Source organism: Ruegeria sp. BHSA162, from assembly GCF_059613385.1.
Genome location: NZ_JBXWSK010000009.1, coordinates 44,807 through 64,569, shown reverse-complemented (window position 1 = coordinate 64,569; position 19,763 = coordinate 44,807). Strand labels below are relative to the sequence as shown.

Genomic DNA, 19,763 nt, shown 5'->3' with positions numbered 1-19,763 from the left:
AAATCTTGCGGAAGGGGGGACGAGAGAAAGGGCAGCGCCCTTACTCCTCAACCTCCGCATCCAGGAGTTCCATATTCAGGCCGAGGCCACGGACTTCTTTAACCAGAACGTTGAACGATTCCGGTACGCCCGCCTCGAAGTTATCCTCGCCCTTGACGATCGACTCATAGACCTTGGTCCGGCCGGCGACGTCATCCGATTTCACGGTGAGCATCTCCTGCAGGGTGTAGGCGGCGCCGTAAGCTTCCAGAGCCCAGACCTCCATCTCACCAAAGCGCTGACCACCGAACTGCGCCTTGCCGCCCAGCGGCTGCTGGGTCACCAGGCTGTACGGCCCGGTCGAACGCGCGTGGATCTTGTCGTCCACCAGGTGGTGCAGTTTCAGCAGGTACTTGATGCCCACGGTCACCGGACGCGCGAACTGCTCGCCGGTGCGGCCGTCGAACAGGATCGACTGACCGCTTTCCGAGAAACCGGCGCGGATCAGCGCGTCGTTGACGTCGGCCTCTTTGGCGCCGTCAAAGACCGGGGTTGCGATCGGAACACCGCGGGTCACGTTGCTGGCCGCTTCGATCAGCTGATCTTCGTCCATGCCGCTGATGCCCTCTTCGTAGACATCCTCGCCATAGGCGTGTTTCATCGCGTCACGGACCGGTGTCAGGTCGCCCGAGCGGCGGTATTCCTGCAGCGCCTCGTCGATCTTCAGACCCAGACCGCGCGCGGCCCAACCCATGTGGGTTTCAAGGATCTGACCGACGTTCATACGCGACGGCACGCCCAGAGGGTTCAGACAGAAGTCGACCGGAGTACCATCCGCAAGGAACGGCATGTCCTCCATCGGCACGACCTTCGAGATCACACCCTTGTTGCCGTGACGGCCGGCCATCTTGTCGCCCGGCTGCAGCTTGCGCTTCACGGCGATGAAGACCTTGACCATCTTCATCACGCCCGGCGGCAGGTCGTCGCCACGGCGGACCTTCTCGACCTTGTCCTCGAAACGGGCATCCAGGGCGCGTTTCTGCACCTCGTACTGCTCGTTCAGAGCCTCGACGATCTGGGCGTCCTTCTCGTCTTCCAGCGCCAGCTGCCACCACTGACCGCGGGTCAGCGACTCGAGCAGCTCTTCGGTGATCTCCGACCCCGCCTTGACGCCTTTCGGCCCCTTGACGGCGGTTTTGCCCAGGATCATCGACTTGAGACGCGCATAGATGTTGCGGTCGAGGATCGCCAGTTCGTCGTCCCGGTCACGGGCCAGACGTTCGACTTCCTCACGCTCGATCTGCAGCGCACGCTCGTCTTTCTCGACGCCGTGACGGTTGAAGACGCGGACTTCGACGACCGTACCGTAATCGCCCGGTTTCACGCGCAGCGAGGTATCGCGCACGTCAGATGCCTTTTCACCAAAGATGGCGCGCAGCAGCTTTTCTTCCGGGGTCATCGGGCTTTCGCCCTTCGGAGTGATCTTGCCTACCAGAATATCGCCCGGCTCAACATCCGCACCGATGTAAACGATGCCCGCCTCGTCGAGGTTGCGCAGCGCTTCTTCACCGACGTTCGGGATGTCGCGGGTGATCTCTTCCGGACCCAGCTTGGTGTCACGGGCGGCGACTTCGAATTCCTCGATATGGACCGAGGTAAAGACGTCGTCACGTGCGATACGTTCCGAGATCAGGATCGAGTCTTCGTAGTTGTAACCGTTCCACGGCATGAACGCGACGACCACGTTCTTACCCAAGGCCAGTTCACCCATATCGGTCGACGGACCATCGGCAATGACTTCGCCCTTCTGGACGGTGTCACCCACCTTGATCAGCGGACGCTGGTTAATGCAGGTGTTCTGGTTCGACCGCTGGAATTTGCGCAGACGATAGATGTCAACGCCGGCATCGCCCAGCTCCAGATCTTCGGTGGCGCGGATAACGATACGCTGGGCATCAACCTGGTCGATGATGCCGGCACGTTTCGCCTGGATCGCAGCACCCGAGTCGATCGCAACCTTTTCCTCAATCCCGGTACCGACCAGCGGCGCCTCGGCCCGCAGCAGCGGAACCGCCTGACGTTGCATGTTCGAGCCCATCAGAGCGCGGTTGGCGTCGTCATTTTCAAGGAACGGGATCAGCGATGCAGCAACCGAAACCAGCTGTTTCGGCGACACGTCGATCAGGTCCACATTTTCGCGCGGGGCAAGCGTGTAGTCACCGGCCTGACGGGTCGAGACCAGATCGTTGATGAACTTGCCATCCGTATCCAGCGTCGCGTTGGCCTGAGCCACGGTGTGACGCATCTCCTCGGTCGCGGACATGTAGTGGACCTCGTCGGTCACCTGCCCGCCTTTCACAACGCGATAGGGGGTTTCGATGAAACCGTACTTGTTCACGCGGGCAAAGGTGGCCAGCGAGTTGATCAGACCGATGTTCGGACCTTCAGGCGTTTCAATCGGGCACATCCGGCCATAGTGGGTCGGGTGCACGTCGCGCACCTCAAAACCCGCACGCTCGCGCGTCAGACCACCCGGGCCAAGCGCCGACAGGCGGCGTTTGTGGGTGACTTCCGACAGCGGGTTGGTCTGGTCCATGAACTGCGACAGCTGCGAGCTGCCGAAGAATTCACGCACGGCGGCCGCCGCCGGTTTCGCGTTGATCAGGTCCTGCGGCATGACGGTGTCGATCTCGACCGACGACATGCGCTCTTTGATGGCGCGTTCCATGCGCAGCAGGCCGACGCGGTACTGGTTTTCCATCAGTTCACCGACCGAGCGCACACGACGGTTGCCTAGGTGGTCGATGTCGTCCACGTCGCCTTTGCCGTCACGAAGCTCGACCAGTGCCTTGATGCAGGCCACGATGTCTTCGCGGCGCAGAGTCCGCAGGGTGTCCGGAGCATCCAGGTTCAGGCGCATGTTCATCTTCACGCGGCCAACGGCCGACAGATCATAGCGCTCGCTGTCGAAGAACAGGGTGTCGAACAGAGCCGACGCGGCCTCGACGGTGGGCGGCTCGCCCGGACGCATGACGCGGTAGATGTCCATCAGCGCGCTTTCGCGGCCCATGTTCTTGTCCTGCGCCATGGTGTTGCGGATGTACGGACCGACGTTGATGTTGTCGATGTCCAGAACCGGAATATCGGTGATGCCGGCATCGATCAGCTCCTTCACGGTGCCGCCGATCAGCTCGCCATCCTTGTCATATTCCAGCGTCAGCTCATCACCGGCTTCGACATAGATCGCACCGGTTTCTTCATTGATGATGTCCTTGGCGACGAACTTGCCGACGATGTGGTCGAACGGCACCAGTAGGTCAGTGACCTTGCCCTCGTCGATCAGCTGTTTGACCGCGCGCGGGGTGACCTTCTTGCCGGCTTCGGCAATCACTTCACCGCTTTTTGCGTCGATCAGGTCATAGGTGGGGCGGGTGCCGCGCACACGTTCGGGGAAGAACGGGGTGACCCAGCCCTTCTTCTTGTTCAGCTTGTAGGACACGGTGTCGTAATACGCGTCCATGATCGCTTCCTGGTCCAGGCCCAGGGCATAGAGCAGCGTGGTCACCGGCAGTTTGCGGCGACGGTCGATGCGTGCGTAGACGATGTCCTTGGCGTCGAACTCGAAGTCCAGCCAGCTGCCGCGGTACGGGATAATGCGGCAGGCAAACAGCAGCTTGCCCGAGGAGTGAGTCTTGCCCTTGTCGTGGTCGAAGAACACACCGGGCGACCGGTGCATCTGGGACACGATCACGCGCTCGGTGCCGTTCACGATGAAGGTGCCGTTCGGCGTCATCAGGGGCATGTCGCCCATGAACACGTCCTGTTCCTTGATGTCCTTGACCGATTTGGCCCCGGTGTCTTCGTCGACATCAAACACGATCAGGCGCAGAGTGACCTTCAGCGGCGCGCTGTAGGTCATATCGCGCTGCATGCACTCTTCAACGTCGTATTTCGGCTTTTCCAGCTCGTATTTCACGAATTCCAGCACGGAAGTTTCGTTGAAATCCTTGATCGGAAAGACCGATTGGAACACGCCATTGATACCTTCGCCGTCGGTCGGCTGGTCGGCATCGCCAGAGCGCAGGAATAGATCATAGGAGGATTTCTGGACCTCGATGAGGTTCGGCATTTCCAGGACTTCGCGGATTTTGCCGTAGTATTTCCGAAGACGTTTCTGGCCAAGGAACGATTGAGCCATGTCAGATGTCACCTTTCGATGTTCTCAGCGGGCAAAAACACCGTCGGGCCCCGGCGCCTTGCACATACGAGACGACACGTCCGGATCAATTCGTGGCCACCGTCCCGAATGGTAGCCTCCCGATCCGCGAACCGCGTCTTAGAAAACGCCCCAGCACATGAGGCCCTTTCTAAGACAGGTTCGGCTGGACCCGGATTTCTCCGGGCCCAGCCAAATTCCACGGCGCATCCGCGATGCACCGAAAGACAGGCTTAGGCCAGCTCGACCTCGGCGCCAGCTGCTTCCAGCTTGCCCTTGATCTCTTCGGCTTCTGCCTTGTCCACGCCTTCTTTGATCTTGCCGCCGGCTTCGACCAGTTCCTTGGCTTCTTTCAGGCCCAGGCCGGTGATGCCGCGAACTTCTTTGATGACGTTGATTTTCGAAGCGCCGGCGTTCTTCAGAACGACGTCGAATTCGGTTTTCTCTTCCTCAGCTGCACCGCCGGCATCGCCAGCTGCGCCTGCGACCATGACGGCGCCGCCAGCTGCGGGTTCGATGCCGTACTCGTCCTTGAGGATGGTTTTCAGTTCTTGTGCTTCCAGCAGGGTCAGACCAACGATCTCTTCTGCCAGTTTCTTCAGATCAGCCATTGTATCAGCTCTTTCCGTTTACAGTGTGTGTTCCAACGTCAGGGCATGTGCCCCACGCAGATCATTCAGTGCCAACCGCTTACGCAGCTTCCGCCTTCTCTTCGATGGTGGAAAGGATGCTTGCGATGTTGCTTGCAGGTGCGCCAATTGCACCGGCGATGTTCGAAGCAGGCGCGCCGATGCAGCCCACGATCGAAGCAATAAGCTCTTCACGCGACGGCATTTTCGACACGGCTGTGACACCAGCCCGGTCCAGAGCGTTCTCGCCCATTGCACCGCCAAGGATCTCGAACTTCTGGTTCTCCTTAGCGAAGTCCTCGGCTACCTTGGCTGCTGCCACGGGGTCCTCGGAATAGGTCAGAACAGTCATACCCGTCAGCAGGTCAGCAATGCTCGCACATGGCTTACCGTCGAGGGCGATTTTGGCGAGCCTGTTCTTGGCAACACGCACGGAGCCGCCCGCGTCACGAGCACGTGCGCGAAGGTCCTGCATCTCGGCAACTGTCAGACCGGCGTAGTGAGCAACCACTACGACGCCAGAGCTTTCGAAGATTTGGCCGAGTTCCTCGACCACTTTCTCTTTCTGGGCTCTATCCACAGTTCTCTCCAAGTTAGGGGCGATATTTCACCCCGGCTCATATTTGCCGAGGGCTGCGCCCCGGCGTTCAGGTCCGTTGTTACGGGATTGGCCAAAATGCGCCCGAGGGTCAGGACCCTCGAAATTCTTTGGTCTTACCCGTCTCAGGCAGGGAATTAAGGGGCCGGAAGGACCCACCCACCGTCTTGGACGAAACGAAATAAAGCGCACGACGAATCGCACGCTTTATTCCGCAGCCCTCTTTAGGGTAGATGGCCGGGGTTTCCAAGGGGTAAATTGCCCGAACCCCAAGCCGGTAGACAATGACCGCAAACCCGAACAGGATCAACGGATGATCAAGTTGAAATCCATTTCCAAGCCGCAATTCCTGTTTCGTCAGATTTCTCGCCAATTATGGGTTCGTACCAGCCTGATCGCCGCTCTCGCCGTGGTCAGCGCGGGGATTGGCACCTACCTCGGCGGCTTCGTCCCCGACTTTCTCGCACAACGGCTGAGCACCGAGGCCGTGGCAAAGATCCTCGGCATTCTGGCGTCATCCATGCTGGCGGTCACGACCTTTTCGCTGTCGATCATGGTCGCGGCACAGCGATGGGCCTCGAACCAGTCCTCCCCCCGCGCCCAGCAGGTGATCGAAGAAGACAGTGTCTCGCAAAATGTGCTGGCCACGTTTCTCGGCGCATTCATCTTCGCGCTCGTATCGCTGATCCTTGTCGAAACCGGGGTCTACACCCAGCAATCCATCGCCGTTGCGCTTGCGTTCACCTTGGTGGTGATCTTTTTGGTGACACTGGCGCTCTTGCTCTGGATCGACCAATTGCCCAGCTATGGCAGCATCTCCGAAACGGCACGCAAGATAGAAAAAAACGCCAGGGACACCATGACCCGAGCCATGGAACTGCCGTGCCTCGGCGCCATTCCATATCAAGCCGCCGCGGATGTTCCGCGAACCGGGCACGACGTGCGGGCCAGTTCGACTGGGAACGTGCGCCACGTGGATGTCGGCATGCTGCATTCCTGCGCCGAAGAGAACGACTGCGAGATCTGGATCATGGCGCTGCCGGGGCAGTTCGTGACCGAAGGCCAACCCCTGGCCAGAGCGACCCGGAAAATGGATGGTGAAACCATCCGGGAAGCCTTCGTGATCGGGACCGAGCGCAGCTTCAATCAAGACCCCCGCTTTGGCATTCAAACCCTGTCCGAAATCGCGCAGCGCGCGCTCTCACCGGGTATCAACGACCCGATGACTGCAATTCAGATGGTCGAGAGGTTGCTGCGGGTTCTCCTCCCACTTGGCTCGCGGCCCACCCAGCCCGCCGACCCGCAATTCCCGAGAATCCATGCCCCGGAGATCGCGATCGACACATTCCTGCGTGACGCTTATGCGGCCATTTCCCGGGATGCCGGTGACAAGGTCGAAGTCCACGAGGCCATTCTCAGCGCGCTGACCCGACTGACGCAGACTCAAGACGGTGCAATGACAACCGCGGCCCACGCGGCTGCGAACCAGGCATTGACCGTTGCCGAGCGCGACCTCAGGCTGGAGGCCGACAAGGCACGCGTGCGCGAAATACCCAATCAGGTCACAGTCGAACCTGCTATTTGAGAGCAAAAGAAAACCCCGGGCAGGATGACCGCCCGGGGTTCGAATTTCCGAAAGAACGTGTCGGCTTATTCGCCCGAAGCTTGCGCCACATCCACGGTCACGCCGGGGCCCATGGTCGAGCTCAGCGCGATTTTCTTCATATAGGTGCCCTTGGCGCCCGACGGCTTCGCCTTGGCAACGGCCGAGATGAAGGCGCGGACGTTTTCCGCCAGCTTGGCTTCGTCGAACGACGCCTTGCCAACGCCTGCGTGCACGACACCACCTTTTTCCGCCTTGAACTGAACTTCACCGCCCTTGGCTGCTTCCACGGCCGCTTTCACGTCCATGGTCACGGTGCCGACCTTGGGGTTCGGCATCAGGTTGCGGGGGCCAAGAACCTTACCCAGACGACCGACGATCGGCATCATGTCCGGGGTTGCGATGCAACGATCAAAGTCGATGTTGCCGGCCTGGATGCTTTCCATCAGGTCCTCGGCGCCGACGATGTCCGCACCGGCTTCTTTCGCCTCGTCAGCCTTGGGGCCGCGCGCGAAGACAGCAACGCGCATGTCCTTGCCGGTGCCGTTGGGCAGACCGACGACGCCGCGCACCATCTGGTCTGCGTGACGGGTGTCGACGCCCAGGTTCATGGCGATTTCGATGGTTTCGTCAAACTTCGACGTTGCGTTGGCCTTGACCAGTGCAACAGCCTCTTCGACCGACAGGTTTTCCTTGCCGGCGACGGCTTCGCGCGCTGCGCGGGTACGTTTACCGAGTTTTGCCATCTTACTTCACCTCGATGCCCATGGAACGGGCCGAGCCCAGGATGATCTTCATTGCGCCTTCGACGTCGTTGGCGTTCAGATCCTTCATTTTGGCTTCGGCGATCTCGCGCACTTGCTTGGTGGTCACGGTTGCCACGGTCTCACGGCCGGGGTTCTCCGCGCCACGGGGGCGGTTGCGCTTGCCGACCGGCTTCAGACCGGCCGCCTTCTTCAGGTAGTAAGACGCGGGCGGCGTCTTGATGTCCATGGTGAAGGACTTGTCCTGATAGTAGGTGATCACTGTCGGGCACGGAGCGCCGGGCTCCATGTCTGCGGTCTTGGCGTTGAACGCCTTGCAGAATTCCATGATGTTGATGCCGCGCTGACCCAGCGCCGGACCAACTGGCGGCGACGGATTCGCCTGACCTGCAGGAACCTGCAGCTTCATCGTACCAGCAAGCTTCTTGGCCATTTGGTTTTCCTTTCAACGTGAATGGGACGCGTCCCATCCGGTTTTATGTTGCGTGGTCCGATCCGGAATCGCGATCCCTGCGATCTCCCACGAGAGAATCTCGCCCGAAGACGATAGGGGCGGCGTTTACAGGGGAACGAATGGGTTGGCAAGAGCATGCCACTGAAAACCGGATGGCTGGCGAAGCCTCCTCCCCAACGGCGTTCGCCGGCATGCAGGCTCCGCCCCCGCTATGGACCGGCAGACGCCTCCGGCTGAACGGCGCGCTGGTAGAGGTGCCAAGTGGTATGCCCAAGGATCGGCAACGTAAAGACAAGCCCCAGAAACGCCGGCACCAGCGACAACAGCATCGTGACCGAGATGATGGCCGCCCAGCCAAGCATGACCACAGGGCTTTCGGCGACAACGCGGAGCGATGTAAGCATGGCCGTTACGAAATCGGTGTCGCGATCCAGCAGCAAGGGCATGGCAACAACAGTCACCGAAAACAGAACGGCGGACAGAAACGCGCCGACGCAGGTGCCAACTGCCAGGAAAGCCCAGCCTTGGGGGGTAAAGAACACGGTGTTCAGGAAACCGTCGAAATCCGAAAACGAGGCATTCTGCAGGATGATCGCCAACCAAAGCCGAACCTGGTAGATCCATACCCAGAAAACGAACAGCGTAACGAAGGCCATCCAGCCCATCTCCCGCTTACGCTGATTGGCCATGACCGTCAGTATTTCCGACCAGCCAAAATCCTCTCCGGCCTGAAGTCGACGCGACATCTCATAGAGGCCTGCAGCGGCGAAAGGGGCGACCAGCGGAAATCCCACGACGGCGGGAATGATCATCCAAATCTTGCCAAGCCAGACCAGGCTCCAGACCAGCAGAAACCCGAAAACGGCATAGAACAGTCCGAAAAATCCGCTCATTATGGGACGCGCCAGAAAGTCGGAAAACCCGGCCTTCAGCGAGTCGGTGATGTCGGCGGCGGTGACCGTGTTGACCACAGGGATCGTCCGCTGAGGCGGGGTCAGCTCGTCGGGTGGCGTGGGGCCTGCAGCCTTGGATGTCATGACAGAGTCCTCCCAAAGCATCACTGCGCGCAAATCCTCTGGCCCACGAGCCCGGCTGCGCAACGGTCATACCTGTACCAAGCACAAGTGTGCATCAGGCAAGGAGTTAGGGCAAGCGGCCAAGGCTGTGGCGTAACCTTACCGGCAACCACCAGAAACAGTTGCGCCGCCTGTTACGGCGGCGCGTTCGATTTCTGCACGATCAGTTCCTGCAGGAAAGATCAGCTCTGCTTGGTGACCTGCGTAAAGTCCAGCTCGACCGGAGTTTCGCGCCCGAAGATCGAGACGGTAACCTTCAGCTTCTGGTTCTCGTCGTCCACGCCCTCGACCATACCGTCGAAATCCTCGAACGGGCCGTCGTTGACTTTGACCTTCTCGCCAACCTCGAAGCTGATCATCAGCTTGGGTGCTTCTTCACCTTCCTGAACACGGTTGAGAATCTGGTTCACCTCGGCGTCGCGCATCGGCATCGGGCGGCCCTGCGGACCCAGGAAACCGGTGACCCGGTTGATCGAGTTGATCAGGTGATAGCCCTGATCCGACATTTCCATGTGCACCAGAACGTAGCCGGGCATGAAACGGCGTTCAGTCGTGACCTTCTTGCCCCGGCGCACCTCGATGACCTCTTCGGTGGGAACCAGAACCTCGTCGATCTCGTCCTCAAGGCCGTGCTCGGCCACCGACGTGCGGATCTGCTCTGCGATCTTCTTTTCGAAATTCGAAAGAACGCTGACCGAGTACCACCGTTTCGCCATGAACCTGTCGTCCTTGTTTGCCTTTGGCGCGCCGCGTCGGGCGGACGCACCTGAATTGAAATTTTGTCGCGGTCCGGCCGCGTGTTCCGGAATAAAAAGCGGCGCGCAGTCCGAATCGCCGCACGCCCATCCCGAAAGGTCCCGCGTCAACTACTCTGACATTGCCTGCTGTGCAAGGGGGCAGTGCCGGTCGGGCGCCCGAAGCGGGCGCACCTCGGCGCGATCCGACGGGACCCGGCAGTCGGCTTTAGCTGAACATACCCAGGATCAGTTGCAGACCGCCGCGAATGCCCAGATCCACCAGAGCAAAGAACACGGCAGTCAGAGCCGCCATGATGAACACCATGACCGTGGTCAGCAGAACCTCGCGCCGCGTCGGCCAGACGACCTTTGCAACTTCGGCACGGACTTGCTGAATGAACTGGATCGGGTTTGTGGTGGCCATTAGGCTTGGTCTCTCTGCTAGCGGATGGGCCGGACATAGCCGGGCATTGCGGCAATTTCAAGGGCCGTCGGCATCACGATTGCACCCGGTCAGGACTTGGGGCGATCATCCCACTCGTTGCTCAGAATCCGTCGGGCATCGCCTTCGGGGTCGTCATATTGGTTGCTGCGGACCGTGTAGATGAACGCCACCAGCCCAACACCGCCCAACAGCAGCGAAATCGGTATCAGATAGGCCAGAACTTCCATAAGGATCACCTCAGGCGCAGAGCGTTCAGGGATACGGTAATCGACGATGTGGACATCGCCAAGGCCGCGATCAAGGGCGTCGCAAGGCCGGCAACGGCCAAAGGCACCGCGATGACATTGTAGATCGTCGCAATCTGAAAATTCTCGCGGATGCGCTGCGTCGCCCGGACAGCAGTATGGCAGGCATCGGCGATCGGCGACAGGTCATTGCCTAGCAGAACGATGTCCGAAGCCACACGGGCCGCATCCAGTGCCGAAGCCGGAGAGATCGAGGCATGGGCCGCCGCCAGCGCGGCTGTGTCGTTCAGCCCGTCACCGACCATCAAAACCCGGCGGCCTTGGTCTGCCAGCTTCTGAATGTGTCCCGCCTTGTCCTGCGGCAGTGCCCGCGCGATCCAGGTCTCGATCCCCAGCTTCTCGGCCAGAGCTTTCACGGCGTTGGTCGTGTCCCCGGACATGAGGATGACGTCCTTGCCCGCATCGCGCAAAGCCGCGACCGCGTCGGCGGCGCCGGGGCGCAATGAGTCGGCAAAGCGGAACTCGACCGGGCGATCGTCCCCCACCGCCAACCAAGCCGCGGTGTAATCACCTTCCGTCGCGCCCACCCATTCGGCTCGGCCCAGCCGCACGAGTTGCCCCTGAAACTGGCCTTCGGTCCCGCGACCGGGAATCTCGGTGACGTTTTCAACCTCGGCCGGGGTGTGCCCCTCGGCCCGAGCGGCCCGGGTCAGGGCGACCGCCAGCGGATGCGCCGAAGCCTGTGCCAAGGCCAGAGCGATCTCGATCTCACGGCCTGTGTGTTCGCCACCGTTGACCAGTTGAGGCGCGCCTGATGTGAGCGTTCCGGTCTTGTCGAACACTACGGTGTCGACCTCGGCCAACCGCTCCAACGCGGTGGCGTCCTTGATCAGCATCCCCTTGCGGAACAGCCGCCCCGAGGCTGCGGTGGTGACCGCAGGAACCGCCAACCCCAACGCACAGGGGCAGGTGATGATCAGCACAGCGGCGGCGATGTTCAGAGCTGTGCGCAGATCGCCAGAATAGATGTACCAGCCAACGAAACTGAGTGCGGACAGGATATGAACCCCGGGGGCATACAGCTTGGCCGCCTTGTCCGCCAAGGACGTATAGCGCGACCGCCCGGATTCCGCGATGGCCACAAGATCTGCCATGCGGTGCAGCGAAGTCTCTTCGCCCACCGCCGTTGCCTGAATGGTCAGCGGCCCGGTCAGGTTGACCTCACCCGCGCTGACCTGTGTTCCCGGCTGGGCAAATACCGGCAGGGTTTCACCGGTCAGCAACGACCGGTCCAACTCGGATTCACCGGTCACGATCTTGCCGTCCACCGGCATCCGCCCCCCTGGTCGCACCAGGATCAGGTCACCGACGGCCAGTTCGGCAACAGCGACCTCGCGCTCGGCCCCGTCAACAAGACGGATGGCGCGCGGCACCTCGAGGGCTGTCAGCTCCTCGGCGGCGGAGCGGGCCGCGGCACGGGTGCGGTAATCCAGATAGCGCCCCGCCAGCAGAAAGAACGTCAGCGTCAAAGCCGCATCGAAATAGGCGTGCTCACCGCTCAGCGCCGTTTCCCAAAGCGAAGTGACCAAGGCCAGCAGGATTGCCAGAACGATCGGCACGTCCATGTTCAGGCGGCGAACACGCAGCGCGCTCCACGCGTTGGCAAAAAACGGTTGGGCCGAGAACGCAATGGCCGGGAGGGCGATGGCCGCCGATATCCAGTGAAACATGTCGCGCGTCGCGTCAGTGGCGCCGGACCAGACGGACACTGACAGCAGCATCACGTTCATCGATGCAAAGCCGGCGACCGCGAGCCGCATCAAAAGGTCTCGTCCGGCCTTGTCTGATTGCGTGGCTGACAGGGCACCCGGATCCAGCTCATGCGCCTCGTACCCGGCCCGATCGAGGACCGGGATCAGGTCCGTTGCCCGAACCTCGGGGCCCGCCTTGATCAGAGCGCGCTTGAGCGTCAGGTTGACCCGCGCGTCCTGTATGCCGGGGTGCGCGTTCAACGCACGTTCGACATTGGCAATACAGGCCGAGCAATGAATGCCCGGCAGTGACAGCGCGATCTGAACGTCGACCGGTACCGGCCTGGCCGGTTCCGCCGGGGCCGCGATGCAGCCCGGACAGGCTGCGGTCCCGGATGTCACCTGCGACGACATCGGCCTAACCCTTGATGTACAACGGAATGCGCCGACTGAATTCCGCGCCGTCCGCATCGCGCGCGACGATACGGACATTCCAGTTGCCTTTTCCAAGTGTCGCCGGGGTGGAATACGCCACACCATCAAAGGTGAAGTCCGGCGAAAAATCCTCGCGCATATGAGTTGCGCGGCCGACCACGGCTTGCAGCTCGGCCACCCGCACAGGCACGCCTTGCGCATCCGTGATGCGAAGGATCAGCAGGCCGCCCTTGGTTTCCACGTCTGCATCCCAGCCCAGAGACTGCTGCTCCTGCAGCTTTTCGTTGAACTCCTGACTGGCAACGTAGGAGTTCTTGACCTCGAGCCCGGGAAATGTCGCGACTGCTTTGTATGCCAGCACCAGATTGACGGCGATGATGACCCCGAAGGCCCCGACAAAAACCGCAAGAGCGTGCTTTCCGGTGAATTTGCGCTCGGCCATGGTTCAGTTCCCCCGCCCGTTGAACGTGGTGTCCTTGTAGGCGCGCTCGCCGCTTTGCAGGTCTTCGACCCAGATCCGGACCGGTGTCGTTTCCGCCGATGCGGGCGCTGTATCTTTCGCGGCGACGATGTAAACCCGGGTCAACTGTGCCGTGTCCGCAGTTACGTTTACCGTATCCAGTTCCGTTCCTTCAATCTGAACCTGCAGGCTTGGGTCACCGACCAGAGACAGTTTGAACAGGCGGTCTTCGCCATGTTTGTTCCGCAACCGCACGTCGTAGGTGTTGCGGATCGAACCGTCGGACATGGTCACGAATGTCGGATTGCGCACCGGCGCAACCGTCAGATCGATATCCGACCGGATGAACAACGCAAACAGCAGGCCAAAACCCACCAGCGACCAAAGCGCGGTATACATGATCGTCCGGGGCCGCAGGATGTGCTTCCACACGTTCTTGGGAGGCTGGCCTGCGCGTTCACGCGTTTCGTCGCTGAGCGCCATATAGTCGATCAGACCGCGCGGCTTGCCGATCTTGGCCATCATGTCGTCGCAGGCATCGATGCACAGCGCGCAGGTTATGCACTCCAGCTGTTGTCCATCACGGATGTCGATTCCGACCGGGCAGACATTGACGCAGGCCATGCAATCGATGCAGTCGCCCAGTTCAGAGTCGGCCGTCCGTTTGCCCTTGCCGCGCGGCTCGCCCCGCCATTCTCGGTAGCCAACCACCAGTGTGTCCTCGTCCATCATCGCCGCCTGAATTCGCGGCCACGGACAGGCATAGATGCAGATCTGCTCGCGCGCGAACCCGCCGAAGAAAAAGGTCGTGCCGGTCAGAACCAGCATGGTGGTATAGGCGATCGGATGAGCGTTGCCGGTCACAAGATCCCGCGCAAGGGTCGGCGCATCCGCGAAATAGAACACCCAGGCCCCGCCGGTCGCCAGACCGATCAGGAACCAGACCACCCATTTGGTCAATCGCAGGCGAGCCTTGCGGAAATCCAGCTTCTTCTGACGATGAAGGCGCAGGCGGGCGTTTCGATCGCCCTCGATCCAGCGCTCGACCAGAATGAAAAGGTCGGTCCAAACCGTCTGTGGGCAGGCATAGCCGCACCACACCCGCCCCAAGGCCGACGTAAACAGGAACAGGCCCAAGCCGGCCATGATCAGCAGACCGGCCACAAAGTAGAATTCGTGTGGCCAGATCTCGATCCAGAAGAAGTAAAAGCGGCGGTTCGCAAGATCCAGCAGCACCGCCTGATCCGGAAGGCTGGGCCCCCGATCCCACCGGATCCACGGCGTCACATAGTAGATGCCAAGCGTGACGGCCATTATGATCCATTTGAGGTTCCGAAACTTGCCGGAAACGCGCCGTGGAAAGATCGGTTCCCTTGCGGCGTAAAGGCTGGGGGCTGGGGTGTGATCGCTCACGGCATGGCTCCGGATCTTGCTGTTTGTCGGGCGACTTGTTCCAGATCATACACCGAACAACTTTGACATGGGTCAAAAGCGCATCGCGCAGACACCTTTTGTCACACCTGGTTCGCTTGGCGTTTCAGCCACCCGACGAACGTCTTCACCGCCTTTCTCTGCGGCGTTTGCGCCATCACGATGTGGTAGCCTCGGGCGTCCGGTGCGACATGAAGTTCAACTAGTCTTCCGGCCACGATATCACGTTCGACCAAATGTCGCACCGTCACCGTGACCCCCTGCCCCGCGCGAACGCCCTCAAGGACCAGGTTGCCCGGCAGACTGGTCCGTCCGGCGCCTGGGTCCATGGCCGCCCCATGTTGTGCCAGCCATGTGCTGGCTTCGGTCGTGCCCACCTCTTCCAGCCACGGCAAACGGGCCAGATCAGCCGGCGACCACTCGGATCTGGACCCTAAGAGACTGGGCGCAGCAACGATGACCATCGGGGTTTTCAACAACATCTCGGACCGGACGCCCGGCCAATCGCCTGCCCCGTATCGAATCGCGACATCCACCCCGCCGGGGCGCAGATCGACCAGTTCCGGTGACGGATCCAAGGTCAGATCGATCCCCGGGTGATCCGACCGGAAAATCGGCAGCCGCGGCATCAGCCATGAAGCAGCAAATGAGGAGGTCAGCGAGACGTGTACCGGCCGATCCTCTCCCGCGCGCACCAAGTCCGAGACCGCCGCATGGATGGCGCCAAACCCCAGCTGAACGCTACGGGCCAGGTGTTCGCCATCCGACGTCAGGACCAGAGTCTTGCCCGACCGGTCCAACAGGGTCACGCCCATATGCGCCTCAAGCGCGCGCAACTGCTGGCTTATGGCGGCATGACTTACATTCAACGCATCGCCAGCCTTGACGATGTTTCTGTGCTCGGCGAATGCAGCGAAAGACCGTAGCGCCGATAGTGGCGGAAGGTTCAGCCAGTCCATATGTAACCTCTGCTTACATATGAACACGGTAATTGAGTCGCAAATATCCGGTCAAGAGCCGATGCTGGAACCCGAGTTCATCGCATCAGGAGAAAGACCATGCTGAACATCTACGCTGCTTCCTTCATGACCGCCACGCGGCTGAACGCCCCCAAGCTGCGCGACGCGCCCAAACCGAATGCGCCAAAAAGGAAAAGATGGCTGCCCGCCGGACACTGGTGGGTCAGCAAGAGCCGCGAGTTGGATCCGCGCAACCTTTAGGATCAGATTGCGTGCCCGCGCTAGACCGGGGCCATTGTCAGCACTATTTTCGGAAAATGCGGTGCCGGCTGTTCAGGAAACGCGCGAACAGATGGAACAGCCGGCACCTAGGCCTTCGGGCGGCACGCCGCCCGAAGGTGTTCTCGGATCTTATTGACCGCCACCCAACTGGTGGACATAGGCCGACACGGCGCGGATCTGCGCCTCGGTCAGACGCGTGTCCCAGGGGGGCATGACGCCAAACCGGCTGTAGGTCACCGTTTCGGTCAGCGTTTTCTCATCGCCGCCATACAGCCAGATCGCATCCGTCAGGTTCGGTGCGCCCTGCGCGATATCGCCCTTTCCGTCTTCGCCGTGACAGGCCGCGCAGTTGTCCTCGTAGACAACCTTGCCCGCCTGCGCCGCAGCATCGTCGGATTGGGCGTTGGTCAGCGACATCACATATTGCACGACCTGGGTGATTTCCTCGGGCTCGAGGATCTCGCCGAATGCCGGCATTTCGGAGTAGCGCGCGTCGTCGCTTTCTTCGTTGCGAATGCCGTAGCTGACCGTGGTGACGATGTCATCCAAGGTGCCGCCCCACAGCCAGGCGTCGTCCAGAAGGTTCGGGAAACCCTTTGCGCCCTGAGCGCCCGAACCGTGGCACTGCGCGCACCAGGTGCGGAACACGGCGCCACCGGCGTTGACCGCATATTGCTGCAGCTCGGCATCCTTGGCGATATCATCCAGCGGTGTCTCGACCAGCTTGGCGTTCCACGGAGCGTTGGCCTCTTCGAACGAAACCATCTCCTTCTGCACCAGCTCGCGCGAGGACCAGCCCAGCACACCGGCGGTTGCAGATTGCACCAGCGGCCACGCCGGATACATGATCGTGTAGATCACACCCCAGAAGATGGTCGCGTAGAAGGTCCACAACCACCAACGCGGCATCGGGTTGTCGAATTCCTCGATTCCGTCCCACGAGTGGCCAGTCGTCTTGGGATCACCCGGCTGTTTTTCAGGTGTCTTGCTCATTTCCGCGCCTCCTCGGATGTGGCGGGTTTGTCTTGATGCCGGAACGGGATGTTTGCGGTGTCCTTGTATTCCTTGCTGGCACCGGGGCGGAACACCCAGATGACGATGCCGACAAAGAAGGCGAACAACAGAAGCAGCATCCAGCTATCCGCGAATTGCCTCAGGATCGTGTATTCTTCCATCACACCCTCCTTTAGCGGCTTGCATCCGGGGTGAAGGTCGAGAAGTCGACCAGCGTTCCCAGCATCTGCAGATATGCAACCAACGCATCGGCTTCGGTCAGTTCCGGCTGACCATCGAAGTTGCGCACGTTGACGTTTTCGCCATAACGCTCCAGCAGCCCGTCATAGTCGCTGTCCGGATCGGCCTGCGCCCGGAAATCGGCAACTGCGTTTTCCAGCATCTCGTCCGTATAAGGCGTGCCCAGAACCGCATTGGTGGCCATGATGTCACCGATATACCGGCCGTCGATCTTGCGGTTTTCCAGGAAGCCGTATTTCGGCATCACGGATTCCGGCACCACCGATTGCGGATCACGCAGATGGTCCACGTGCCATTGATCCGAGTAGCGGCCACCCACACGGGCCAGATCCGGCCCGGTGCGCTTGGACCCCCACTGGAACGGGTGGTCGTACATCGACTCGGCCGCCAGCGAGTAGTGGCCATAGCGTTCGACTTCGTCCCGCATCGGGCGGATCATCTGACTGTGGCAGACATAGCAGCCTTCGCGGATGTAGATCTCACGCCCCGCCATCTCGAGAGGGGTGTAAGGGCGCATGCCCTCCACCTTCTCGATTGTGTTCTCAAGGTAGAACAGCGGGGTGATCTGAACGATGCCACCGATGGTCACGACCAGGAAGCTGAAGATCAGCAGGAGGGTCGCGTTGGTCTCGAGGATCTTGTGTTTGTCGAGAATTGCCATTGCTCCGGCCCTCCTTATTCAGCCGGGACCGCGACGGTCAGGCTGGCCTCTTTGGCCGGAGCCCGCCGGACGGTCATCCACAGGTTGTAGCACATGATCAGCGCACCAGCGACGAACAGAACACCGCCCAGCGCACGCACCACATACATCGGGAACTTGGCCGCCACGGTGTCGGCGAACGAGTTCACCAGGAAGCCGTTGGCATCCACTTCGCGCCACATCAGGCCTTCCATGATACCGGTGACCCACATCGACGCGGCGTAGAGCACGATACCGATGGTGGCGAGCCAGAAGTGCCAGCTGACCATCTGCAGCGAGTACAGACGCTCGCGCTTCCAAAGAACCGGCACCAGGAAGTACAGCGCACCAAATGTGATCATGCCGTTCCAGCCCAGCGCGCCGGAATGCACGTGACCAATGGTCCAGTCGGTGTAGTGCGACAGCGAGTTCACCGCGCGGATCGACATCATCGGACCTTCGAAGGTGGACATGCCGTAGAAGCCGACCGAGATCACCATCATGCGGATGACCGGGTCGGTACGCAGCTTGTCCCAAGCGCCCGACAGGGTCATCAGGCCGTTGATCATGCCACCCCACGAAGGCATCCACAGCACGACCGAGAACACCATGCCCAGCGTCGAGGCCCAGTCAGGCAGCGCGGTGTAGTGCAGGTGGTGCGGACCAGCCCAGATATACAGGAAGATCAGCGCCCAGAAGTGGATGATCGACAGTTTGTAGCTGAAGACCGGGCGTTCGGCCTGCTTGGGAATGAAGTAATACATCATGCCCAGGAAGCCCGCGGTCAGGAAGAAGCCCACGGCGTTGTGCCCATACCACCACTGGATCATGGCATCCTGCACACCAGACCAGACGATGACAGATTTCGAACCCCAGATGCTGACCGGAATGGTCATGTTGTTGACCAGGTGCAGCATCGCGACGGTGACGATGAACGCCAGGTAGAACCAGTTCGCCACATAGATGTGGGGCTCTTTCCGCTTGACGATCGTCCCCAGGAACACGGCCAGATAGGCCACCCAGACGATGGTCAGCCACAGGTCCACATACCATTCAGGCTCGGCATATTCCTTGGACTGGGTCCCGCCCAGCACATAGCCGGTCGCGGCAAGAACGATGAACAGCTGATAGCCCCAGAACACGAACCAGGCCAGGTTGCCGCCCCACAGACGCGCGGCGCTCGTGCGCTGCACGACATAGAAGGATGTGGCGATCAGGGCGTTGCCGCCAAACGCGAAAATAACCGCTGATGTGTGCAGCGGGCGCAACCGGCCAAAGTTCAGAAGCCCTTGCGCCCATTCGAAGTTCAGCACCGGAAAGGCCAGCTGGAACGCGATGAAGGTTCCCACCAGGAACCCTACGACACCCCAAAAAGCGGTTGCGATCACGCCATAGCGGATCACGCCATCCATGTACTCACCCGAACGATCGACAAGAATATCCGGCTCATCCGTGTTTCGCAGCGTCCAGATGAACAGGCCACCGGCGATGAGCATCACCAGTATCGCGTGCACCTGATACGCCAAATCCCGCGCATAGTTGGATCCGATCGCTGCGAACAGCACGACCAGACCAAGCGCGATCAGCTTGATGTAATTCGACATATTGCGTCCCTTTGCCATGCTCCGGGCGATTCTTGTGCCGCATAGAGCTTTCGTTGACTGGTTGCTGTATGATCCATGCACAACCAATGCTGCTTTGATCTGCATCAAGACAATAGCCTGAAAACTGTGACAGGCATAAGCAAATGAATGGGTTACCTGGTC

Annotated in this window: 19 protein-coding genes; 2 read left to right on the top strand and 17 right to left on the bottom strand. The window is 60.6% G+C overall.

The annotated features are described in order from the left end of the window. Window positions 1–40: 40 nt before the first annotated feature. The 3 genes from rpoB to rplJ form a co-directional block, all read right to left on the bottom strand. Entirely contained in the window at window positions 41–4,177 is a 4,137-nt protein-coding gene (rpoB, locus tag AC2FM5_RS05165) for a DNA-directed RNA polymerase subunit beta (protein ID WP_170341436.1), read from the bottom strand. A 251-nt stretch (window positions 4,178–4,428) separates the two neighbouring features. Then, complete coding sequence (rplL, locus tag AC2FM5_RS05160; RefSeq protein WP_093964343.1) at window positions 4,429–4,806, bottom strand: 50S ribosomal protein L7/L12; 378 nt, start codon at window positions 4,804–4,806, stop codon at window positions 4,429–4,431. 79 nt (window positions 4,807–4,885) lie between these two features. Then, complete coding sequence (gene rplJ, locus AC2FM5_RS05155; RefSeq protein WP_093964423.1) at window positions 4,886–5,404, bottom strand: 50S ribosomal protein L10; 519 nt, start codon at window positions 5,402–5,404, stop codon at window positions 4,886–4,888. Between the two features lie 331 nt (window positions 5,405–5,735). Here rplJ and AC2FM5_RS05150 point away from each other — a divergent pair, with 331 nt between their 5' ends. Next, a complete protein-coding gene (locus tag AC2FM5_RS05150) occupies window positions 5,736–7,007 on the top strand; it encodes a DUF2254 domain-containing protein (RefSeq protein WP_170360933.1) in 1,272 nt (423 codons plus the stop codon). A 65-nt stretch (window positions 7,008–7,072) separates the two neighbouring features. On the opposite strand, the gene rplA is transcribed toward AC2FM5_RS05150, so the two are convergent. The 10 genes from rplA to AC2FM5_RS05100 form a co-directional block, all read right to left on the bottom strand. Then, window positions 7,073–7,771, bottom strand: coding sequence for a 50S ribosomal protein L1 (gene rplA, locus AC2FM5_RS05145; protein ID WP_093964341.1), 699 nt, complete (start codon window positions 7,769–7,771; stop codon window positions 7,073–7,075). A 1-nt stretch (window position 7,772) separates the two neighbouring features. Beyond that, a complete protein-coding gene (rplK, locus tag AC2FM5_RS05140; protein WP_093964340.1) occupies window positions 7,773–8,222 on the bottom strand; it encodes a 50S ribosomal protein L11 in 450 nt (149 codons plus the stop codon). Between the two features lie 230 nt (window positions 8,223–8,452). Continuing rightward, the gene (locus AC2FM5_RS05135) at window positions 8,453–9,280 is read right to left on the bottom strand and encodes a DUF2189 domain-containing protein (protein ID WP_170360928.1); all 828 of its coding nucleotides are present in this window, start codon (window positions 9,278–9,280) and stop codon (window positions 8,453–8,455) included. 221 nt (window positions 9,281–9,501) lie between these two features. Further along, entirely contained in the window at window positions 9,502–10,035 is a 534-nt protein-coding gene (gene nusG / locus AC2FM5_RS05130) for a transcription termination/antitermination protein NusG (protein WP_093964422.1), read from the bottom strand. Between the two features lie 247 nt (window positions 10,036–10,282). After that, window positions 10,283–10,480 carry a preprotein translocase subunit SecE gene (gene secE / locus AC2FM5_RS05125; RefSeq protein WP_093964338.1) on the bottom strand — a complete coding sequence of 66 codons (198 nt, stop codon included), beginning with the start codon at window positions 10,478–10,480 and terminating at the stop codon, window positions 10,283–10,285. A gap of 89 nt (window positions 10,481–10,569) precedes the next feature. Then, complete coding sequence (gene ccoS, locus AC2FM5_RS05120; RefSeq protein ID WP_093964337.1) at window positions 10,570–10,728, bottom strand: cbb3-type cytochrome oxidase assembly protein CcoS; 159 nt, start codon at window positions 10,726–10,728, stop codon at window positions 10,570–10,572. A gap of 5 nt (window positions 10,729–10,733) precedes the next feature. Then, window positions 10,734–12,911, bottom strand: coding sequence for a heavy metal translocating P-type ATPase (locus AC2FM5_RS05115; RefSeq protein WP_496734233.1), 2,178 nt, complete (start codon window positions 12,909–12,911; stop codon window positions 10,734–10,736). Between the two features lie 4 nt (window positions 12,912–12,915). Continuing rightward, entirely contained in the window at window positions 12,916–13,374 is a 459-nt protein-coding gene (locus AC2FM5_RS05110) for a FixH family protein (RefSeq protein WP_170364356.1), read from the bottom strand. Window positions 13,375–13,377: 3 nt separating this feature from the next. Continuing rightward, a complete protein-coding gene (gene ccoG, locus AC2FM5_RS05105) occupies window positions 13,378–14,805 on the bottom strand; it encodes a cytochrome c oxidase accessory protein CcoG (protein WP_170391110.1) in 1,428 nt (475 codons plus the stop codon). Window positions 14,806–14,906: 101 nt separating this feature from the next. Beyond that, window positions 14,907–15,782 carry a LysR family transcriptional regulator gene (locus AC2FM5_RS05100; protein WP_496734230.1) on the bottom strand — a complete coding sequence of 292 codons (876 nt, stop codon included), beginning with the start codon at window positions 15,780–15,782 and terminating at the stop codon, window positions 14,907–14,909. 99 nt (window positions 15,783–15,881) lie between these two features. Between AC2FM5_RS05100 and AC2FM5_RS05095 the strand changes: the two genes are divergently transcribed. Continuing rightward, window positions 15,882–16,043, top strand: a complete 162-nt coding sequence (locus tag AC2FM5_RS05095) for a hypothetical protein (protein WP_170364352.1) — start codon at window positions 15,882–15,884, stop codon at window positions 16,041–16,043. A gap of 150 nt (window positions 16,044–16,193) precedes the next feature. Here AC2FM5_RS05095 and ccoP read toward each other — a convergent pair whose 3' ends face one another. Genes ccoP through ccoN form a run of 4 tightly spaced genes read right to left on the bottom strand, consistent with a single transcriptional unit; the run spans window position 16,194 to window position 19,601 of the window. Beyond that, a complete protein-coding gene (gene ccoP, locus AC2FM5_RS05090) occupies window positions 16,194–17,057 on the bottom strand; it encodes a cytochrome-c oxidase, cbb3-type subunit III (protein WP_496734227.1) in 864 nt (287 codons plus the stop codon). Further along, a complete protein-coding gene (locus AC2FM5_RS05085; protein WP_093964331.1) occupies window positions 17,054–17,239 on the bottom strand; it encodes a cbb3-type cytochrome c oxidase subunit 3 in 186 nt (61 codons plus the stop codon). The genes ccoP and AC2FM5_RS05085 overlap by 4 nt, the downstream gene beginning before the upstream one ends. Before the next feature lie 11 nt (window positions 17,240–17,250). Beyond that, window positions 17,251–17,979, bottom strand: a complete 729-nt coding sequence (gene ccoO / locus AC2FM5_RS05080) for a cytochrome-c oxidase, cbb3-type subunit II (RefSeq protein WP_093964330.1) — start codon at window positions 17,977–17,979, stop codon at window positions 17,251–17,253. A gap of 14 nt (window positions 17,980–17,993) precedes the next feature. Then, on the bottom strand, window positions 17,994–19,601 hold the full coding sequence (ccoN, locus tag AC2FM5_RS05075) for a cytochrome-c oxidase, cbb3-type subunit I (RefSeq protein ID WP_093964421.1): 1,608 nt from the start codon (window positions 19,599–19,601) through the stop codon (window positions 17,994–17,996). Window positions 19,602–19,763: the final 162 nt, after the last annotated feature.

Coding starts and splice junctions, on each gene's coding strand:
- rpoB (WP_170341436.1), bottom strand. CDS start 4,177: ATGGCTCAATCGTTCCTTGGCCAGAAACGTCTTCGGAAATACTACGGC.
- rplL (WP_093964343.1), bottom strand. CDS start 4,806: ATGGCTGATCTGAAGAAACTGGCAGAAGAGATCGTTGGTCTGACCCTG.
- AC2FM5_RS05150 (WP_170360933.1), top strand. CDS start 5,736: ATGATCAAGTTGAAATCCATTTCCAAGCCGCAATTCCTGTTTCGTCAG.
- rplA (WP_093964341.1), bottom strand. CDS start 7,771: ATGGCAAAACTCGGTAAACGTACCCGCGCAGCGCGCGAAGCCGTCGCC.
- rplK (WP_093964340.1), bottom strand. CDS start 8,222: ATGGCCAAGAAGCTTGCTGGTACGATGAAGCTGCAGGTTCCTGCAGGT.
- AC2FM5_RS05135 (WP_170360928.1), bottom strand. CDS start 9,280: ATGACATCCAAGGCTGCAGGCCCCACGCCACCCGACGAGCTGACCCCG.
- nusG (WP_093964422.1), bottom strand. CDS start 10,035: ATGGCGAAACGGTGGTACTCGGTCAGCGTTCTTTCGAATTTCGAAAAG.
- secE (WP_093964338.1), bottom strand. CDS start 10,480: ATGGCCACCACAAACCCGATCCAGTTCATTCAGCAAGTCCGTGCCGAA.
- ccoS (WP_093964337.1), bottom strand. CDS start 10,728: ATGGAAGTTCTGGCCTATCTGATACCGATTTCGCTGCTGTTGGGCGGT.
- AC2FM5_RS05115 (WP_496734233.1), bottom strand. CDS start 12,911: ATGTCGTCGCAGGTGACATCCGGGACCGCAGCCTGTCCGGGCTGCATC.
- AC2FM5_RS05110 (WP_170364356.1), bottom strand. CDS start 13,374: ATGGCCGAGCGCAAATTCACCGGAAAGCACGCTCTTGCGGTTTTTGTC.
- AC2FM5_RS05100 (WP_496734230.1), bottom strand. CDS start 15,782: ATGGACTGGCTGAACCTTCCGCCACTATCGGCGCTACGGTCTTTCGCT.
- AC2FM5_RS05095 (WP_170364352.1), top strand. CDS start 15,882: ATGCTGAACATCTACGCTGCTTCCTTCATGACCGCCACGCGGCTGAAC.
- ccoP (WP_496734227.1), bottom strand. CDS start 17,057: ATGAGCAAGACACCTGAAAAACAGCCGGGTGATCCCAAGACGACTGGC.
- AC2FM5_RS05085 (WP_093964331.1), bottom strand. CDS start 17,239: ATGGAAGAATACACGATCCTGAGGCAATTCGCGGATAGCTGGATGCTG.
- ccoO (WP_093964330.1), bottom strand. CDS start 17,979: ATGGCAATTCTCGACAAACACAAGATCCTCGAGACCAACGCGACCCTC.
- ccoN (WP_093964421.1), bottom strand. CDS start 19,601: ATGTCGAATTACATCAAGCTGATCGCGCTTGGTCTGGTCGTGCTGTTC.